Origin of the sequence: Nocardia sp. NPDC060255 (assembly GCF_042727395.1) — a bacterium.
Classification (GTDB): Bacteria; Actinomycetota; Actinomycetes; order Mycobacteriales; family Mycobacteriaceae; genus Nocardia.
In genome coordinates this window covers 34,863-52,869 of record NZ_JBHXAU010000008.1, presented here as the reverse complement: position 1 = coordinate 52,869, position 18,007 = coordinate 34,863, and the positions used below count along the sequence as shown (strand labels likewise).

Sequence of the window (18,007 nt, the reverse complement as noted above, 5' to 3'; positions counted from 1 at the left end):
AATCCGCAACAGGAAAGTTGCAGCTACCAGCCTAGTAGGCCGACGCCAGCCGTTATCCGCACGGTGTCCAACCAGACATCAGCGGCTCGCGCTGCGATGCGTCGAGCCCGTTCAGGAAAGGTTGGGGAAGCGGGTATCGCTGTCGAGGAGCAGCTTTCCACCGGAGCTGATCACTCGCAGGGTGACCGGCTGGTCCTGGCCGTCGACGATGAGGCTGGCCAGCTTGATATCGAGCGAGCCGTCCGGGTTGTTGGGGCCTGCCGCCCGGATACTGGTGAAGTTTTCGACGGTGTGCAGATCCCAGTACTGCCGGAACGCCGTCTCCGTGCCGTAGATCTTCTGTGCGGCCGGCGACAGGATGGACCACGATCCGCTTGCGTCGTCGTAGAACTTCTTCACGAGCGCACCCGCGGGTTGCTCGGTGACCTTGCTGCCATCGCTGGTGGTCTTGCCCGGCGTGCCGGACGGTGCGGCAGCACTCGGGCCACCGGTCGCCGAGCTCGTCGACGGCGGACCCGCCTGTACCGTCGGCGAATTCGAGTCCTTCTGACTCAACGCGCCGATGAGAATCGCGGCCACCGCCACGACCGCGCCGATCGCGGCGCCGATCATGATGGCCTTGCTCTTGCCACCGGACTTACGCGGCACCGGTCGCGGCTGGGCCTGGGTGCGCGGGTGGGTCGCGGTGTTCGACTGCGCGGGCCGTCGCGGCGCGTGCTGCGGGCGGGGGGCCTGCTTCTGCGGACGCGGCTGACGCTCGGTCGGCTGATGCACCGGTGCGGACACCGCCGACGGACGCAGTGCGCGTGTCGCGGATTCGGGCGCCCCGTTCCGGCGGCGCACGAAAGCCTCACTGGCGGGCACGAATCCGGCGGCCACCGGGGCGGGGCCGGAGTCGGCGAACGCGGCCAGGTGGTCCAGGGCCGCGCGCATGGTCGGCCGGTCCTGCGGTTCCGGGCTCAGCAGGTCGAGCAGGAAATCCGTTGCGGGACCGGCGTTTCGCGGCTCGCTGACCTGGCCGTTGGCGGCGGCGTAGAGCACCGCGAGCGGGTTGGCGTTCGCGCCGTACGGCGGCTCGCCCTCCAGTGCGTGGAAAAGCGTTGCCCCCAAGGCGAATACGTCCGAGGCGGGGGTCGGGTCGGCGCCGCGCGCCATCTCCGGCGCGAGATAGGCGGCGGTGCCGCAGATCAGGCCGGTTTCGGTGAGCGTGACATCGCCTGCGGCACGGGAGATACCGAAGTCGGTGATCTTCACGGTGCCGTGGTCGTCGAGCAAGATGTTGCCCGGCTTCACATCCCGGTGCACGATGCCCGCGTCGTGCGCGGCGATCAGCGCCGAGGCGACCTGCTCGCCGATCCGCGCGACCTGCGTCAACGGCAGCGGGCCCTGCGCGGACAGCACGCCGGCCAGGCTGTTGGACTTCAGGTACTCCATCACCAGGCAGGGATCACCCTGATGCTCGGTGATGTCGAACACGACGATGGCGTTCGGATGCTGGAATCGGGCGGCATTGCGCGCCTCCCGAATGGCGCGCTGGCGCACCACGTCACGCTCGGCCTCGGGGAGGCTCGGCTTGATGTGGATCTGCTTGACGGCCACCGAGCGTTGCAGACGCTCGTCGATGGCACGCCAAACTACACCTGTGCCGCCGCTACCAATCCGCTCGACCAGGCGGTAATGCTCCGCGATCAACTGACCGGTATCGATGGCGCCTACTCCGAACCTTCTCGAAATCGTGACATCCCGCTTATTGCTTACAGACGCGGTCCGGGGACGAGTGTAGCTGGCCGCGCGACTTCGGTCCGCGCCAGCACGGGCATATTCTCCGCCCAGATCGGCGCGGCGGAACTAGCGCGCCGCTCGCAGCATCCGTCCGGCCGCGTCGACCGCGGGTCCTGAGCTGTTCGCATCGTTGATGAACACGGCAAATGCCAGGTCATCGGCGATGCCGACGAACCAGCCGTGCGCGTGCGTGTCGTCGATGAATTCGGCGGTGCCGGTCTTGCCGAGCAGGCCGGGGATATCGCGCAACTGGGTGGCGGTTCCGGCGGTGACTGTCTCCCGCATCATGGCCTTGACCTGGTCGGCGACGCTCGCAGGCAGCGAAGCCGGAGTTTTGTCCGGTGTGCCGGGCCGGCCCTTGACGATGGTGGGCGCGGGCACCGAGCCGTGTGCGATGGACGCGGCGACCAGTGCCATGCCGAACGGTGTCGCGGTCACCTGGCCCTGACCGATGGCGGATTCGACCCGCAGGGCGGGAGTGTCAGCGGACGGCACCTTGCCGGTGACGGTGGTCAGGCCGGGTGTGACGTAGTCGATGCCGAGCCCCAGTTGTGCGGCTGCGTTCGTCAACGCGTCGGCGGGCAATTTCACGCCGAGCTCGCCCATGGTGGTGTTGCACGAACGCGCGAACGCGGTGTGCAACGGGACCTGGCCGAGGTCGAAATTGTTGTCGTTGGGGATCTTGCGGCCCTCGATGTTCGCGACGCCGGGGCACGGCAGCACCGTGTCGGGGGTGGCGATGCCCGCCTGCAGCGCGGCCGAGACGGTGACCGTCTTGAAGGTCGAACCCGGCGGGTACAGGCCGGTGAGCGCGATCGGGCCCTGCGCGTCGGCGGCGTTGTTCTGCGCGACCGCGACGACATTGCCGGTGGACGGCTGCAGCGCGACGATCGCCGCAGGCTGGGTGATCGGTGCCAGCGCTGCCTCGGCCGCCTGCTGGATGTCGATGTTCAGCGTGGACGCGATGTCCGCGGTCGGCTTGGGGTCCTGGCCGCCGACGCGCTGCGTGCCGTCGCCGGTCTGTGCGCGCACCGCCCAGCCCGCGTTGTCGTCGGCGTTCTTCTGCCACAGTTCGGCCAGGCCGGACAGGGTGGGCGAGGCGAGGGACTTGTCGGTGGTGAGCAGCCGGGTCTGCGGCGCGAGCGTCACGCCGGAGATGCCGGACAACTGCGCTTGGATCGGCGCGATGTCGGCGTCGCGCAGGCTGATCGCGGTGATCGGTTTACCCTGCGCCCCAGCGAGATCGGTCTGCAGCGACTGCGCGGTGATGCCGGGCGAGATCGGGCCCAGCAGCCCGGCGAGCGCGGCGAGGTCCGCGCCGGGACTCACGTTCACCAGCGTGACCACCTGCTGGGCCATCAACTCACCGCCGGTGGAATCGAGGACGCGGGCGGGCTGCGGGTAGACCGGGCTGTAGCTCAGCGGGCCCGTGGCCAGGCCCGGTGCGACCGTGTCTGGGTTCCACTTGACCTTCCAGTCGCCGCCGCCCTCATCCGCGGTGCCGGTGGTGGTGTAGGTCCACTCGGATTTACCGTCCTTGCCCAGCTTCCAGGTGGCGGCCAGCGTGAAGGTGTTCTTGTCCGTCGAGCGGACGTCGAAGCGCACCTCCTTGCCGAGGCCGTCGTAGAGCTTGCCGAGGGTGTCGGCAGCCTTCGTCGGGTCGTCGGTGAGCTTGGCCGCGGCGGCGACATCGTCGCGGTTCAGCGCGTCGGCGAACTGGCCTGCGACGGTGTCGGGCTGGTTCGGGCCGGACGAGCAGGCGGCGAGCACGAGGGCGGGTGCGGCGAACAGGACGAGGTAATTCCGGCGGGTACGCACCCCGCCGACTGTATCTGCCGCCACCGGCTCGGTGGGCGAGGCGGTGCCGGGGTCGCCTGGGTCAGGTCGTCCGCCAGGAGCCTCTGACCAGCGCACCGGCGTCGGCGTCGGTGAGGTCGATGTCGAACTCTTCGGACAGGATCTTCGGCAGTTCGGTCGCCTCGATCAGGCGGGTTTCGCTGGTTCCGTCCGGGCGTTCGGTGATCAGGCTGGTGCCGTCGACGGTCAGGTGGACGTCGGGGCCGAATCGCTGCGCGTAGGGGCGGGTGGTGAACGGGGAGCGCGGCGAGGTCGAGACGAAGTGGTTGCCGACCGCGAAGTCGATCCGGTACTGCGGGGTCGTCGGGAAGGTATAGCGACTGATCCAGCCTTCCTTGCCGAACTGGTGCAGCACCCACAGATCGGTGTCCAGCTCGCCGCGAGTGAGTTCCAGCCGGAACTGCCAGTCGCCCGCCGCGAATTCGCCTGTTTCGGTGGACAATTCGAACGGCTCGAGCGGACCGGAGCCGAATCCGACGTCGCACAACCACACTCGGTCGTCGTCGCTGGTCGTCACCCGCAACAGGGCGTGCGTCGAAGGGCGCAGCCCCTCGTCCACCCCCATGGTGACCCGCGCACTCAACGCGGTGACGCCGAAGCCGAGCCGCTCCAGTGCCGCCGCGAACAACCCGACCTGCTCATAGCAGTAACCACCGCGACGACGCCGAACCAGCTTGTCCTGCAACGACTCCAGATCGAGCACGATCGGCCGCCCGAGGATGATCTCCAGGTTCTCGAACGGAATCGAGGTGGTATGCCCGTAAACCAGCTTCCGCAGCGTCGCCACCGTAGGCGCCCGCTCACCGTCGAACCCGATGCGCGCCAGATACCCGTCAAGGTCCAGCTCCGCCCCATCCCAGTGATACGCCGGATCCGTCGGCTTACCCATCTCACCCTCACTTCGTCATCGCGGTCATCAACGTCAACCGCAGCTGGTCACGATCCTGTTCCCGCCAGCGCAACCGGCTCATATGGACTTTGCCATGCCAGCACCGACCGGCAACAAGTCAATCCTTCGTCGTCACGACGCCACCGGCCAGCGTGCTGTCACGCGGCGCACTTGGCGCTCGGTGGAGCGGCAGGTCCGGTGGCGATGCCGTGCGCGATGTCCACCAGGTAGTCGCGATCCCGTCCGTTCTGTGCCGAGGAGCAGGCGCTCGACTACGCAGCCGCCCTCGAAGAAGGCCGGGCCGACGCTGTGGTCGCCCGGAGTACACCCACAGACCCTCGGAAAGGTGGACAAGAGCGGGGCGGTCGGCGAAGGTCTCGGTGCTCGATCAGGCTTGCGGGATGCTCCCCGGACCCCGGTATGCCCAGGATCTGCACTCCCTCTCGGGATCAGCACTCGGAATAGGGCCCTAAAGCCAGTGCAGATCCCAAGAGAGAGTGCGGATTGTGCTGCCCGCGTGGCGAGTTGGAGGTCGCCCACCCCTTTGTGTCAGCCTCACACCGCCTGTACTGGGGGTGGGGCTGACACAGCGGGTGTACGGATGGGTTCTCGCGTGGTGATCTGGCCGTGGTGGCGCTGTGAGAGCCTCGGTGTGGTGAAACTTGGTTGCGGGACGGGGTTTCACAGGCGCCTACCGGCCGGGCAGGCGTCGATCTGCACCGCCCGATGCGGATTGCAGGCCGCATCGCCCCGGATCTGCACTCTCTCTCGGGATCAGCACCCGGAATAGGGCCCTAAAGTCAGTGCAGGTCCCGAGAGAGAGTGCGGATTCGGAGAGTGCCGGTGTGGCGGCGGTGAACGCTGGCCGAGAGGCCTGGGACGAGGTACGGGCTGAGGTCGTTACTCGGTCCGGGTGGATACGGCACCAGCTTGGAACGCCACGATGACGCCGCCCACGATCGCTGCTGCGCTCACTGTGATCGCGAAGGTTGTTGCGCCGGCGGTCAGACCGATTGTGTCGCTGAGGAATCCGGCGGTCAGTGGGAGTATGGCGGCGGGGAGGTAGCCGCCTACGTTCTGGGCGGCGTTGGCTTCGGCAAGGCGGTCGGTGGGGACGTTGGCGCTGATTGCGGTCAGGCCGCCGAATTGGCCTAAGCCCTGGCCGATTCCGGCGAGTATGGCGGCGGCTCCGAACAACGCGAGCGAGGAGAGGTGCAGCGATAGGATCAGGGTCAGCATGCTTGCTGTCGTTGCGGCCGCGCCGCCGAGCAGGATCGTACGGACCCGCAGGCGACGGACCGCGAATTGAATGCCGGTGGCGCCCAGGAACATTACGAAGGCCAGGCCGCCTGCGATCACGCGGTTGGTGGCGCCGAGCAGGTGTGCGAGCAGGGATGGGCCCAGTGACAGCACGAACGAGGTCGACGTGATGCCCGGCGCGAACACCGCGATACCGAGGAGCACGGCCGTGCGTCCGCCCGGCGCCACTGCGGGAATCCGAATCCATGGGCCGCGACCGCCGGCGCCCGTTGGCAGGTTCAGCCGGGCGACCACCACGAAAGCCGTGGCAAGCAGGGCGATTTCGAGAATGAAAATGGTCACCGTCGGGCCGGGCACGGTCTCCGACAGCACACCGGACAGCAGTGGTCCGAGCCCTGCCCCCAACACCATCGCCGACGAAGCGGCCAGCGCGGCAAGCCGTTTGCGCCCTGGCCCGCCCACATCGGTCACCGCCGCCATGCCCGCGGACACCGCCGCGCCCACCGCGATTCCGGTGAGCAGCCGCGCAACGGCAAGCACCGCAACCGAACTCGCGGTGGCGAACAACACACAGGCCACCATTGCCAGCGCTATCGCGGGCAGCAGCACCGGCTTGCGGCCGACCCGATCCGACACCACACCCGCGACCAGCAGCGCGCCGAGCAGCCCGACGATGTAGCTGGCGAAGATCGCGGTCAGCGTGCCGGACGAGAATCCGAGCTCGCGCTGCCACACCACGTACAGCGGCGTCGCCGCGTTCGACAGCACGAATACCGCCATGACCGGCCACGCCGCCAGCCACACGATGCCGCTCGTCGCCGGTGCCACCGATTCCCGGTGCTCAGTCACCGTTGCCATCACGACCTCCATTAGTTCGACTTTTCTCGTACTGATACGAACTGAGTCGAACTTAGCATCTAGTACGATAAAACACGTACAAGGCACCCACCGCCCGAGGAGACCCGCGATGCCATCGGTCACCGATGTCCCCGACACCCGACTCCCCGAGCCGGACCGCGCCGACCTACGCCTCGATCACGTGCTCGCCGCACTCAGCGATCCACTGCGGCTCACCATGATTCAGAAGCTGCTGATCGAATCCCCGCACACCGACCGCTCCTGCGGCTGGTTCGACATCGACCGGCCGAAATCGACCCTCACCCACCACTTCCGTGTGCTGCGCGAGGCCGGCGTGACCAGGCAGCAGCGCTACGGACTCGAGCGCCGAAGCAAGATCCGCATCGACGATCTCGACGCCCGCTTCCCCGGCCTGCTCAACCTGGTCCGCGACTGGCAACCCGAACACTGACGACCGAATCGCCTGCGGCCGAGGCCGAATCGTTTGCCGCCAAGGCCGAATCGTTTGCGGCCGGGACCGATCGGCGAAGGTCTGCTACGGTCCCGATATTCAATCCGAGTTCGGGCGCCGCACGGGTTTGCCGGCCCGAACCTTTGCACCGGGGAGTCGGTCATGGCCTTCTTGAGCCGCCTGATGTCCAACGCGACCTTGATCAGCAAGCTGATGGACAACGCGCCGAAATGGCAGGCCCAGTTGCTTGCCAAGAAGAACGACCTGCGCGGCGGGTCCTTCCGCGACGCGAGCATGGGCATCTGCGCCCTGGTCGCGGCGGCCGACGGCACCATCGACCCGGCCGAGCGGATGAAGGTCGCCAACCTCATCGCCGCCGATCAGGTGCTGCAGAACTTCCCGATCGACGACCTGCGCGCCCTGTTCGAGGACAACTGCAACCGCCTGACCAGCGATCCCGCCTTCGGCCGCGCGCACGTGCTGCAGCAGATCGGCAAGGCGGCGGGCAAGCCGACCGAGGCCGACGCGGTGATCCGGATCGGCATCATGATCGGCAACGCGGACGGCAACTTCGACCAGTCCGAGATCGCCGCCGTCCGCGAGGCCTGCCAAACCCTGCGCCTGAACCCGCAGGACTTCGGCATCTGAGCCGACCGTCGAACGTTAAGCTTCGCCTATGCGTTCGATTGATGTGGCGGAGCGGCGGGCTCGGCTCGCGGTGCGGCACCGGCTCGCGCCGTCGGCCCGCACCGATCGGGTCACCGAGATCGCCCGGTCGCTGGTGGTGTTGCACGCGACCGATCCGGCGACCGTGTACCTGTCCGTCGGGGCACGCAGCAACACCGTCACCCCGGCCGACGTGGAGCGGGCGCTCTACGACGACCGGACGCTGCTGCGCATGCTGGCGATGCGGCGGACCATGTACGTCGCGCCGACCGAGCTGGTCCCGGTGTTGCAGGCGTCGTGCGCGGATGCGTTGGCGCACAAGCAACGTCGCACCTACGGCAGGTACATCGAGCAGTCCGGAGCGGTCGAGGGCAACGTGCAGAGTTGGCTCGCCGAGGTCGAAGCGGAAACCCACCAGGCGCTGCTCACCAAGGGCGCGGCCACCGGCAGCCAGCTGAGCAAGGCCGTGCCCCGGCTGCGCACGCAGGTGGATGCCGCGCCGGGGAAGTCGTATTCGAAGCCGACCAACATCACCACCTGGGTGCTGGTGACCCTCGGCTGCGAAGGCCGGATCGTCCGCGGCCGCCCGAACGGCAGCTGGACCAGCAGCCAATACACCTGGGAGCCCATCGAATCCTGGCTGCCCCAAGGCGTTCCGACGATGCCCGCCGAACGAGCCCGCGCCGAACTGCTCCGGCAGTACCTGCACGCCTTCGGCCCCGCACCGATCACCGACCTCAAGTGGTGGACCGGCTGGGGCCTCGGCGAAGTCCGCAAAACGCTCGCAGATCTCGACGTGGTCGAGGTCGACCTGGCCGGCAGCACCGGACTTCTGCTCGCCGATGACGTGGAACCCGTTGCGGCACCGGAACCTTGGACCGCGCTGCTGCCCGCCCTCGATCCCACCCCGATGGGCTGGCAGTCCCGCGACTGGTACCTCGGCCCGCACGCACCGGCCCTGTTCGACACCTACGGCAATGTCGGACCGACCATTTGGTGCGACGGCCGCATCGTCGGCGGTTGGGCACAGCGCTCCGATGGTGAAATCGTCTGTCGCCTACTGGAAGACGTCGGCGCCGACGCCGTGGCGATGATCGAAGCCGAAGCCGCACGCACCACCGAGTGGTTCGGTGACGTACGCGCTATCCCCCGCTTCCGTACTCCACTCCAACGCGAACTGACTGCCTGAGCTCACGCGGTGCAGGGGCCGCCCGGCGGTGGCGGTGGCGCGGTGTCGACGCCGGCGAGCACGTTGGTGACGTAGTCGCGGGCCGCGCCGTCCACCGGCTCCACCCCTTCAGTTACCCGTTCGACCACACAGATGCCCTGGTCCCAGGTCTGACCGACGTCGTGCACGCCGGGTTGGATGCTGCCGTCCGGGCCACGATCGGTGACCACCGTGTACATTGAGTACGGCTTGCCCGCCGCCGCCAACGCGTTCTTCAGATCGACCGAATGCTGGTACGGCACATCCACATCGAAGAGTCCGTGGATCAGGAAGGTGCGCTCGACATTCACCTTCGGCGCGATGGCGACCAGCGAGCGGTCGGCGTACGCCTGCGGGCACGTCTGGGGTGTGCAGCCACCCGCGTCGCGCTCGATCTGCCCCTTCTGCACCGGGAAGAACACGCTGGAGAGATTCCAGTAGTCGACGATATTCGTCGGAGCGAACGCGTCCACCCAGTAGTCGAACAGCCCGGCGGGTCCATACGCCACCGCCAGCCCTGCGGTCAGCCCGCCCTGGCTCCACCCCCACAGCACGGTCTTGCCGATCGATGGATGCTCGGACTTGTACTGCTGGGTGAAGGCCACCGTGTCGTGCCAACCCGCCCACGGATTGAACTCACCGGGTTTCCACACGCTGCCCTCGGCCCGCTGATCCAACGTCAGCACCGCCGCACCCGTCCGGCGGGCGATCCCCGACATGACATCGGGATAGGACGCCGCCGTCTCGCTGTAGCCATGCACCGCGACGATGAGGCTGTTCGGCGCAAGATCACCGAGACCGCAGCGGTACGGCTCATAGACCCGCCCGGTCGCCTGCTCCCCATCGACCACCGCAGCGACCGTCCGCTCGGCTACACCCCCGGCACAATCCGGCTCAGCGGACGCCACCGGCGCGGCGAGCCACGACACGGCCAGCAGCGTCACGATCGACAACAACCACGCGAGTGAACGACGGCCACCAATCATCGCCGCATAGTACCCAACCAGGGCAAATACTCGGCTAACAATCAGGATCACGTCCGTCCGACCAGAGTCAGGCCCGTCACTTCGTTCCGCTACATGTCCAAGCCCAGGTCGAGCACTCGGACCGAGTGGGTGAGGGCGCCGACGGCGAAGTAGTCGACGCCGGTGCCCGCGTACTCGGCGGCTACCTCGAGGCCGAGTCCGCCGGAGGATTCCAGTTTCGTGTTCGGCGCTGCCGCGTTGCGGCGTTGCACGGCGGCCTGGGTCTGCCACAGCGGGAAGTTGTCCAGCAGCACGAGTTCCACGTTCTCGGCGAGGACGGCATCGAGTTGTTCGAGGCTGTCCACCTCCACCTCGCAGGCGATGTCGGGGGCCAGCGCGCGGACGGCGCGCAGCGCCTCGACCACCGAGCCCGCCGCGACGACATGGTTGTCCTTGATGAGCGCGGCGTCGCCGAGACCCATCCGGTGGTTCACGCCGCCGCCGACCCGGACCGCGTACTTCTGCAGCGCGCGCAGCCCGGGCAGGGTCTTGCGGCTGTCCCGGATCTTGCAGTTCGTGCCCGCGACCGCATCGACCCAGGCCGCGGTCGCGGTGGCGATGCCGGAGAGGTGGCAGACCAGGTTGAGCATGGTGCGTTCGGCGGTGAGCAGGCCGCGGGTGGGCGCGACCACGGTGAGCACGGATTGTCCTGGGACGACCCGGGTTCCGTCGGCGACGCGACCGGTGACCTCGTAGTTTCCCGCGCCGATCACCTCGTCGAGCACCAGCAATCCGACGTCGAGACCGGCAACCGTCCCGGACTGCCGGGGCACCACCGACGCCTTCACGACCGCGTCGGCGGGCACCGTCGCCGCGGTCGTGATGTCCGGGCCGTAACGCAGGTCCTCGTCGAGCGCCGTCCGAATGAGGGCAACAACCTCATCCCGATCCAACCCACTATCCAGAGCCATGAAACCACTCCTCTATCTATTCGTCTCGTACGTACCGGGATCGAGTGCACACCAGGGCTTCTCGCTGTTTGCCACTCGCCGACACCGGTCGGGTTATTGGTCGAACCGAGGTTGACCACCCTCGTCCAGCACTACCGGCATGCTGTGGCGGAGGCGGTCGTCGGGCTCGGGGTGGTCGGAACGGGTGTGGCAGCCGCGACTTTCGGTGCGGGCGGAGGCCGCGAGCAGCAAGGTGCGCGCCGCGAGGGTCAGTGCGGCGTCCTCGATTCCCGCGATGTGCGTGGCGATCGACGGTGCCACCTGCGAGACCGGCCGCACGCCAGCTGGTTCCGTGACACGTTCGCCGATCCGACGCGAATCGTCCCCATCGCCGGACGATCCCGTGTCATGGTGCGTGACAGTGTCTTTCATGCGCTTGATCGCCTCGTCCAGACCTGCGCGGTCACGCACGACCGAGGCATGCTCGGTCATCAGTTGTTGCAGCACACCGCGATCCACACGTTCGATGACCCTGGTCGGTACGTCCGTGATTCGGACGTGCGCGCCGAGTCGTTCGACGGCCGCCGCGCCCACACGTTCACCGACGACGAGTCCTTCGAGCAAGCTGTTGGACGCCAGTCGATTCGCGCCGTGCAGGCCGGTACGCGCGACCTCGCCCGCGGCGTAGAGACCAGCGACCGCGGTACGGCCATGCGGATCGGTCACCACTCCGCCACATTGATAATGCGCAGCGGGCGCAACCGGGATCAGGTCGGTACGCGGATCGATGCCCGCGGCGCGACAGGAGGCAGTGATCGTCGGAAACCGTTGCGGGAAGCCATCGATGGCACGCGCGTCGAGATACACGTGGTCGGTGCCGAGTGCCCGCATCCTGGCCGCGATGGCCCGCGACACCACATCGCGCGGAGCCAGATCACCGCGCGGATGCACTCCGGCGGTCACCGAATCCCCTTCGGAATCCACCAGAATGCCGCCCTCGCCGCGCACAGCCTCGCTGATCAGCGGGCGCCGTCCAACCCCGCCCGGCGTATACAGCACGGTGGGATGGAACTGGAGGAACTCGAGATCGGCTACCGCGGCACCCGCCCACAATGCGAGTGCGATGCCATCGGCGGTCGCACCGGGCGGATTAGTGCTGAGCGCGTAGAGCTGGCCGAGACCGCCGGTCGCCAGCAGCACCGCAGGTGCGTGGATCACGCCGAATCCCTTGTCCGACACCGCGAGAACGCCCTGCACACCGCCGGGGCCGGTAAGGACCTCGCAGGCCGCCGCGCCGAACAGTACCGGCAGCCCGGCCGCGTTCAGCGCGCGCTGCACTTCCGCGCCGGTGGCGTCACCACCCGCGTGGATGATCCGCCGCGTGCTGTGCCCGCCCTCGCGGGTCCGCGAAATCTGTCCGTCCCGCCCCAGATCGAACACCGCGCCGAGGTCGGTCAGCGCCGCAACCGCCGCCTGCCCACCCTCGACTATCGATCGCACGGCGTCGACGTCGCACAGCCCGGCACCGGCCTCGACCGTGTCCTGCACGTGCGATTGCACCGAATCCCCGTGTGGCGCAACAACAGCGATCCCGCCCTGCGCGTACTGCGTAGAGGTGTCGGTGGCGCCGCCCTTGCTGAGCGTGAGCACCCGCAGCCCGCGCAGCGACGCGGTGCGCGCCGCCGTGAGTCCCGCGACGCCGCCACCGATCACCACCAGATCGGCCTCGGTCTCCCAATCGATCGACACTGGAGTCATTCGCCCGTGCCTCTCTGTGCTTTTCGCGGATCACCCGCGCCGAGAATGCGGGTCCGGCCGACCGTCCCGGCTTTCGCCGGGACGACCGTGCTGTGCCGAACCTGCTGGAACCGCCGTCCGACCACTACCCACCGGGCAGCGGTCGGCGTCATTCACCACCGCCCGGCGTGCCGATCTCGATCATCCGCTGCACCGAATTGCGTCCGCGCGCAGCGGTTTCCAGATCGACATGGACCTCGTCGCGGCCTTCGACCAGGCAGCGCAGCAGCGCCGCCGGGGTGATCATCTTCATGTACTTGCACGAGGCCCGGTCGTTCACGGCCTGGAAGTCGATGCCGGGCGCGGCCTTTCGCAGCTGGTGCAGCATGCCGATCTCGGTAGCGACCAGCACCTGGGTCGACAGACCGCGCTGCTGCTGTACCTGCTTGGCCGCGTCGATCATGCCGCCGGTGGACAGGATGTGCACCCGCTCGGCCGGGAACGCGCCCTCGCCCGCCAGGTACAACGCCGAAGTGGCGCAACCACATTCGGGATGCACGAACAGGTCCGCGTCCGGGTGGGTGCGCGCCTGCTCGGTCAGTTCGTCGCCGTTGATGCCCGCGTGCACGTGGCATTCGCCGGCCCAGATGTGCATGTTCTCCCGGCCGGTGACCCGCTTGACGTGCGCGCCGAGGAACTGATCCGGCAGGAAGAGCACCTCGCGGTCCGGGTCGATCGAGGCGACCACGTCGACCGCGTTGGACGAGGTGCAGCAGATGTCGGTGAGCGCCTTCACTTCCGCGGTGGTGTTCACGTACGACACCACCACCGCGTTCGGGAATTCGGCCTTCCAGGAACGCAAGTCGTCCGCGGTGATGGAATCCGCGAGCGAACAGCCTGCCCGCTGATCGGGAATCAGGACGGTCTTGGCGGGGCTGAGGATCTTCGCGGTCTCGGCCATGAAGTGCACGCCACAGAACACGATCGTGTCCTCCGGCGCCTCCGCGGCGATGCGGGACAATGCCAGCGAGTCGCCGACGTGATCGGCCACGTCCTGGATCTCCGGCAACTGATAGTTATGCGCGAGGATCGTCGCGTTTCGTTCGCGGGCCAGTCGCTTGATCTCCTGCGCCCACTCGGGGGTTGCTTCGACACCAGTGAACCCCGACGGCCCGTCGAACACCTGCCCCATCAGCGGAGGCGCCAGTTTCGCACCCATCGTCGCCATGATGGCTCCCTTCGTCGTGCGAGTGGCTACTCCGCCGATTCGCACCAAACCAGGTTTTCGACTTATAATCGAAAACGTGGCCCATAGTAGCACTATCCACGAATCGCTCACCGCGGTGTTCCAGGTTCGCCGCTTTCCCGCGAACATCGCCGCAGGTCCCAGCTCTGCCGACGCCGGAAACGAGGTAATCGGTCGCTGCCCACCCGGGCAGCGGACCGAATTGGCGGTGCTGCTCTGGGAGCGCGCCCTCGACCCGCAGAAGGGCACCTGGTCGCTGCCCGGCGGCCGGTTGCGCGACGACGAGGACCTCGACACCTCGGCCCGTCGCCAGCTCGCGGAGAAGGTCGATGTGCGCGAACTGGCCCATCTCGAGCAGCTGTCGGTCTTCAGCGCCCCCGACCGGGTGCCCGCCCCGCGCCGCATCGCCTCGGCCTATCTCGGCCTGGTCCCGCTCACAGCAGACCCGCAGCTACCCGACGACACCGCCTGGCATCCGCTCTCCGCGCTGCCACTCATGTCCTTCGACCACGGCACCGTCGTCGACCATGCCCGCACTCGTCTGGCCGCGAAGCTCTCCTACACGAATATCGCGTTCGCGCTCGCCCCCGCCGATTTCACAATGTCCACCCTGCGCGAAATCTACTGTGCTGCACTAGGTTACGACGTGGATACGACCAACCTGCAGCGAGTCCTGTCCCGCCGCAAGGTCATCACCCCCACCGGCAAGACCCGAGCCCCCGGCCGCGCGGGCGGCCGTCCGGCCGCCGTCTACCGCTACACCGACTCCGGCATCCGCGTCACCGACGAATTCGCGGCCCTGCGCCCACCGACCTGAGCCGCCGCGGACTCACGAATCGACGTTCGCCTTCCGATGCTTACTCCCCCGCCGATACCGCCGCTTGTTCGCCACCGGCTGCGCGGCACTGCTGCGCCGCAACGCATCCCGCCGTCGCCAAGCCACCAGATCGGCTCGCTCCCGTACCTGCTCGACCGGCAGATCCGCCGCCGTCCTGTTCTCGTTCACCGCCGGACCTCCCTTCCACCAGCCGTCCGCATCAGCCCACCGAAACTACCCCCACTCCCAACGTCGCCTCCACTCAATTATTCCGCGCGGATCAGCCGGGTTGCGCTGCGCGCTCCGGCAGGTTGGCTAGGGCGCGAGCCTGCTGCCAGTGCGCGGCGAGGGCGGTGAGTTCAGCGGTTTCGGCGCTGACGTCGCCCGCCGTGGAGGCAAGGGCGAGTACCTCGGTCGAGGCCGGTGCGCCCGCGGACTTGGCGGCGCAGGCGTGCGCGAGCTGGATTGCGTAGGCCTCGACGGCGGGCGCGTCACCGGTGTGGGAGGCGGTTCCCGAGCCATATCGGGAGAGGATGCGGAGGCAATCGCGGATCTCTATCACGGTGCGGTGCAGCAGGAATCGGCTGCCGAGATCGGGCATCGAATCGCGGTAGACGATTTCGGGACAGACGGCGGTCAGATCAGACCACAACGGCAGCAATCGTTTTCGGCTGCGGGACGCCCTGTCCAAGCCCAGCCGTTCCACGAACCGCAGCACCATCGGGATGGTCATGCTGACCGCGAAGGACGCGGTCCGATACAGCAGGATCTCGCGGTCGGCGATGGTCAGCAGGGCGGTGAAACCATTGTGCTCTCCGTGTATCAGGAACACCGCCGCGACCGGCGCCGTGCCGAAACCGATCAGGTGCATCAGCGGAACCAGCGCGAGCGCCGAGTACACCAGCGTCTCACGGCGATCGAACCGCTTCCGCAATTCGGTGACACCCAGCCGGACGATCAGGTAGTCGAGCCAGGCCATCACCGGTAACAGCGAAAGCCAGAAACCCAGTGGAGCCCAGCCGGTTTCGTTCTCGATCGGGACGCCGTGGTGGCGTGCCCCGGTGCCGAAGATCAGCGCCGCCAACGCGGCGGCAACGGCGATACTGTGGACGACAACGGGTCGATACATCCGCCCGGCGGCGGCGCCGATCGTCAAGATGTTGAACCCCACGGCCGCGCCCATGAGAACCATCCCGTACTGAAACAGCTCGGCGCCGGTGACATGTCCCGCCGACAGCTCGACCAGCCACCGCTGCGACGTCGGTTCCCGCATCGTCGACGCGGCGGCCATCACTATGAGCGCCAAGTTCACCCGCCGGTTCAACAGCGATGTGTGAAAACCGATGAACCGCACCACGACCAGGATCCAGGTATAGAGAACCAGCGGCAGCGACAGCGCGGTCGGCCAAGACGAAGTCACCATCGGTCAGAGTTCAATCCAGGAACATGAGCCGGCGGAACGGCGAACCCACGGAGTCCGTCCGGGATTCGGACATGACCAGCGAGGCGAACAGTTCGGCCTGCCGTTCGGCGAGGTCGTCGTAGTCGCTGCGGTGCAGCACCCGCAGCACGCTGTCCGGATCCACGCTGGGGAACAGGATTTCGACGATCGACCGGGCGGCTCCGCACTCGGCGCCGCCCGCGTGGTCGAGCAGCAGATGCCCGATCTCGTGCAGCACAATGTGATCGGCGTGATAGCCGGAACTGTGTGCGTCGTAGGCGATCACGATGTCGGTGGCGCGTTCGAGCACCAAACCGCACGGCAGCTCCTCAGCCGTGCCTGTCGGCAACGGCACGAGCCGAATCTCCTTGCCCAGCAACGCCGCGACTTGTTCCAGGAAGGCGGCCAGATCCCACGGCTGCGGCACGCGCAGCGTCGATATCAGTCGGCGCACCTGCACGACCAGCGTGTCACGGTTGCGGCGGCCCTTCACCACGGACACCGCCAGGCAGGCAGCGAGATCCGCGCAGCACTGAACCGGCGAACTACGTCTGGCCCCCGCGTGAACACGCCGGAAACGCTACCTCGAGACCAGCTCAGGCGGTTTTCATTTGGGGTTGTGGCGGCGGGGTGGCAGTGTCGGTGAACAGCCGGTTGATTCCCCAGAAGACCAGTTCTATCAACCAGAACAGCACCAGGAAGACCTGCACGACGACCGCCGGGATCGCCAGGAAGACAACGGAGGGTACGGCGATCAGTATCCAGGTGGCCACGTCGCCGAAGCTCGCGCCGGTCAGGCCGCTGGCCAAACGTACTGCCGCCCACATCATCCAGCGGCGCGGCACCGCGACGCCGAGTTCGCGCAGGCAGCGCCGGAAGATCCCGTCCGCGTCCGCGATGCTCACCGCGTGCGTGCTGCGCAGGTAGTCGTGCAGGATGGCGGCGCGGGTGTAGGCGCCGTAGCGGGGCACGAGCCAGACCAGCGCGCGCGGCACCGAGGCGAAGTCGGTGCGGAACCCGGCGGGAATCACGAATTCCTCGGAAGCACCTTGATAGACGAGCGGATCGACCACTCGCCAGAACATCGCGTCGAGTTCCTCGACGATGGGCCCGCTACCGACGAACGCCACGACTCGTTCCTCTCTGAACGCACAGCGTGTCCCACAATTCTAGGCTCGTTTGGTACGCATGTGCCGTCCCGCGGGCAACGGTTCGGACAACGCGTCAGCGGTGGGGACGAGTCTCCGGTATCGAACCGGAACCGGCCTCGCCGACCGGTTCGTAACTACCGTAAGGGAGCGGGCCGCTGCCCGCTGGGTACGCCGCACCGTACGGTCCGAACGTGCCTGCCGGATCATCCGATCCGGCCTCGACGGCAGCGCCCGTGCCCAGATCCTCGGACGAATTCAACGCGGCGAAGAACAGGACGAGCAGCGACGCGAGCAGCGGCTGCACGACCAGCGCGACCCAGGTGCCGACCTCCGTCGGCAACTCGACGATCTGCCCGACCGGCGGATTGTGCGGCCGCGGGTGGTACCACTCGGCGACCTGCTCGCCGAGTCGCGCCATCACCAGCGCGCCGATCAGCGAGCCGACGAGCAACCCGATCTGCAACAGCGGCCCGCGCACGCCGCGCCACCGCCAGGCCGCGACCGCGGTGAGCACGCCGACCACCGCGGCGAAACACACGAACATCGCCACCGCGTCGAACTGATGCCCGCTCTCCCCGGTCAACACCGCGCCCCGGCCCGGCTCGGCCACGAACAGCTGCTCGGTCGGCGCGAGCAGACCCCAGCCGGCACCGGCCAGCGCGCTCACCACGATGACGGCCACCGCGATCACCACCGCGGCGCCCACTTCGCGCCGCACCCCACTCCGCGA

At 67.8% G+C, this 18,007-nt stretch carries 17 protein-coding genes; 4 read left to right on the top strand and 13 right to left on the bottom strand.

The window, feature by feature from the left end; all coding sequences use genetic code 11:
- Positions 1 to 111: 111 nt before the first annotated feature.
- From ACFWF1_RS16945 to ACFWF1_RS16930, 4 genes are all read right to left on the bottom strand, one after another.
- The gene (locus ACFWF1_RS16945; protein WP_379289342.1) at positions 112 to 1,692 is read right to left on the bottom strand and encodes a protein kinase; all 1,581 of its coding nucleotides are present in this window, start codon (positions 1,690 to 1,692) and stop codon (positions 112 to 114) included.
- A 156-nt stretch (positions 1,693 to 1,848) separates the two neighbouring features.
- Complete coding sequence (locus ACFWF1_RS16940) at positions 1,849 to 3,600, bottom strand: penicillin-binding transpeptidase domain-containing protein (protein WP_379289340.1); 1,752 nt, start codon at positions 3,598 to 3,600, stop codon at positions 1,849 to 1,851.
- 61 nt (positions 3,601 to 3,661) lie between these two features.
- Positions 3,662 to 4,528, bottom strand: coding sequence for an arylamine N-acetyltransferase (locus ACFWF1_RS16935; RefSeq protein ID WP_379289339.1), 867 nt, complete (start codon positions 4,526 to 4,528; stop codon positions 3,662 to 3,664).
- Positions 4,529 to 5,428: 900 nt separating this feature from the next.
- Positions 5,429 to 6,646: an MFS transporter gene (locus ACFWF1_RS16930; protein WP_379289338.1), complete on the bottom strand. Its 1,218-nt coding sequence runs from the start codon at positions 6,644 to 6,646 to the stop codon at positions 5,429 to 5,431.
- Between the two features lie 109 nt (positions 6,647 to 6,755).
- Between ACFWF1_RS16930 and ACFWF1_RS16925 the strand changes: the two genes are divergently transcribed.
- From ACFWF1_RS16925 to ACFWF1_RS16915, 3 genes are all read left to right on the top strand, one after another.
- Positions 6,756 to 7,097: an ArsR/SmtB family transcription factor gene (locus ACFWF1_RS16925; protein WP_379289336.1), complete on the top strand. Its 342-nt coding sequence runs from the start codon at positions 6,756 to 6,758 to the stop codon at positions 7,095 to 7,097.
- A gap of 213 nt (positions 7,098 to 7,310) precedes the next feature.
- The gene (locus ACFWF1_RS16920; RefSeq protein ID WP_379289506.1) at positions 7,311 to 7,745 is read left to right on the top strand and encodes a tellurite resistance TerB family protein; all 435 of its coding nucleotides are present in this window, start codon (positions 7,311 to 7,313) and stop codon (positions 7,743 to 7,745) included.
- A 28-nt stretch (positions 7,746 to 7,773) separates the two neighbouring features.
- A complete protein-coding gene (locus ACFWF1_RS16915) occupies positions 7,774 to 8,952 on the top strand; it encodes a winged helix DNA-binding domain-containing protein (RefSeq protein ID WP_379289334.1) in 1,179 nt (392 codons plus the stop codon).
- Between the two features lie 2 nt (positions 8,953 to 8,954).
- On the opposite strand, the gene ACFWF1_RS16910 is transcribed toward ACFWF1_RS16915, so the two are convergent.
- The 4 genes from ACFWF1_RS16910 to nadA all read right to left on the bottom strand — a co-directional run bounded on the left by ACFWF1_RS16910 (position 8,955) and on the right by nadA (position 13,850).
- Positions 8,955 to 9,956 (bottom strand): alpha/beta hydrolase family protein, encoded by a 1,002-nt coding sequence (locus ACFWF1_RS16910; protein WP_379289333.1) that lies wholly within the window; start codon positions 9,954 to 9,956, stop codon positions 8,955 to 8,957.
- A gap of 89 nt (positions 9,957 to 10,045) precedes the next feature.
- A complete protein-coding gene (nadC, locus tag ACFWF1_RS16905) occupies positions 10,046 to 10,906 on the bottom strand; it encodes a carboxylating nicotinate-nucleotide diphosphorylase (protein ID WP_379289331.1) in 861 nt (286 codons plus the stop codon).
- 93 nt (positions 10,907 to 10,999) lie between these two features.
- Complete coding sequence (locus ACFWF1_RS16900; protein ID WP_379289329.1) at positions 11,000 to 12,643, bottom strand: L-aspartate oxidase; 1,644 nt, start codon at positions 12,641 to 12,643, stop codon at positions 11,000 to 11,002.
- Positions 12,644 to 12,791: 148 nt separating this feature from the next.
- Positions 12,792 to 13,850 carry a quinolinate synthase NadA gene (gene nadA, locus ACFWF1_RS16895; RefSeq protein ID WP_379289328.1) on the bottom strand — a complete coding sequence of 353 codons (1,059 nt, stop codon included), beginning with the start codon at positions 13,848 to 13,850 and terminating at the stop codon, positions 12,792 to 12,794.
- Between the two features lie 76 nt (positions 13,851 to 13,926).
- On the opposite strand from nadA, the gene ACFWF1_RS16890 reads away from it, so the two are divergent.
- The gene (locus ACFWF1_RS16890; RefSeq protein ID WP_379289326.1) at positions 13,927 to 14,685 is read left to right on the top strand and encodes an NUDIX domain-containing protein; all 759 of its coding nucleotides are present in this window, start codon (positions 13,927 to 13,929) and stop codon (positions 14,683 to 14,685) included.
- A 12-nt stretch (positions 14,686 to 14,697) separates the two neighbouring features.
- Here ACFWF1_RS16890 and ACFWF1_RS16885 read toward each other — a convergent pair whose 3' ends face one another.
- The 5 genes from ACFWF1_RS16885 to ACFWF1_RS16865 all read right to left on the bottom strand — a co-directional run bounded on the left by ACFWF1_RS16885 (position 14,698) and on the right by ACFWF1_RS16865 (position 17,995).
- Complete coding sequence (locus ACFWF1_RS16885; RefSeq protein ID WP_379289324.1) at positions 14,698 to 14,874, bottom strand: hypothetical protein; 177 nt, start codon at positions 14,872 to 14,874, stop codon at positions 14,698 to 14,700.
- Between the two features lie 91 nt (positions 14,875 to 14,965).
- Positions 14,966 to 16,108, bottom strand: coding sequence for an MAB_1171c family putative transporter (locus ACFWF1_RS16880; RefSeq protein ID WP_379289322.1), 1,143 nt, complete (start codon positions 16,106 to 16,108; stop codon positions 14,966 to 14,968).
- A 3-nt stretch (positions 16,109 to 16,111) separates the two neighbouring features.
- Positions 16,112 to 16,366 (bottom strand): pyridoxamine 5'-phosphate oxidase family protein, encoded by a 255-nt coding sequence (locus ACFWF1_RS16875; protein WP_379289320.1) that lies wholly within the window; start codon positions 16,364 to 16,366, stop codon positions 16,112 to 16,114.
- A 356-nt stretch (positions 16,367 to 16,722) separates the two neighbouring features.
- Positions 16,723 to 17,256: a DUF1353 domain-containing protein gene (locus tag ACFWF1_RS16870; RefSeq protein WP_379289319.1), complete on the bottom strand. Its 534-nt coding sequence runs from the start codon at positions 17,254 to 17,256 to the stop codon at positions 16,723 to 16,725.
- A 94-nt stretch (positions 17,257 to 17,350) separates the two neighbouring features.
- On the bottom strand, positions 17,351 to 17,995 hold the full coding sequence (locus ACFWF1_RS16865; protein ID WP_379289317.1) for a DUF2567 domain-containing protein: 645 nt from the start codon (positions 17,993 to 17,995) through the stop codon (positions 17,351 to 17,353).
- Positions 17,996 to 18,007 lie beyond the last annotated feature (12 nt).

What these genes read in the sequence shown, in the direction of transcription:
- ACFWF1_RS16935 (WP_379289339.1), bottom strand. Translation starts at nt 4,528, where the DNA reads ATGGGTAAGCCGACGGATCCGGCGTATCACTGGGATGGGGCGGAGCTG.
- ACFWF1_RS16930 (WP_379289338.1), bottom strand. Translation starts at nt 6,646, where the DNA reads ATGGCAACGGTGACTGAGCACCGGGAATCGGTGGCACCGGCGACGAGC.
- ACFWF1_RS16925 (WP_379289336.1), top strand. Translation starts at nt 6,756, where the DNA reads ATGCCATCGGTCACCGATGTCCCCGACACCCGACTCCCCGAGCCGGAC.
- ACFWF1_RS16920 (WP_379289506.1), top strand. Translation starts at nt 7,311, where the DNA reads ATGGACAACGCGCCGAAATGGCAGGCCCAGTTGCTTGCCAAGAAGAAC.
- ACFWF1_RS16915 (WP_379289334.1), top strand. Translation starts at nt 7,774, where the DNA reads ATGCGTTCGATTGATGTGGCGGAGCGGCGGGCTCGGCTCGCGGTGCGG.
- ACFWF1_RS16910 (WP_379289333.1), bottom strand. Translation starts at nt 9,956, where the DNA reads ATGATTGGTGGCCGTCGTTCACTCGCGTGGTTGTTGTCGATCGTGACG.
- nadC (WP_379289331.1), bottom strand. Translation starts at nt 10,906, where the DNA reads ATGGCTCTGGATAGTGGGTTGGATCGGGATGAGGTTGTTGCCCTCATT.
- ACFWF1_RS16900 (WP_379289329.1), bottom strand. Translation starts at nt 12,643, where the DNA reads ATGACTCCAGTGTCGATCGATTGGGAGACCGAGGCCGATCTGGTGGTG.
- nadA (WP_379289328.1), bottom strand. Translation starts at nt 13,850, where the DNA reads ATGGCGACGATGGGTGCGAAACTGGCGCCTCCGCTGATGGGGCAGGTG.
- ACFWF1_RS16880 (WP_379289322.1), bottom strand. Translation starts at nt 16,108, where the DNA reads ATGGTGACTTCGTCTTGGCCGACCGCGCTGTCGCTGCCGCTGGTTCTC.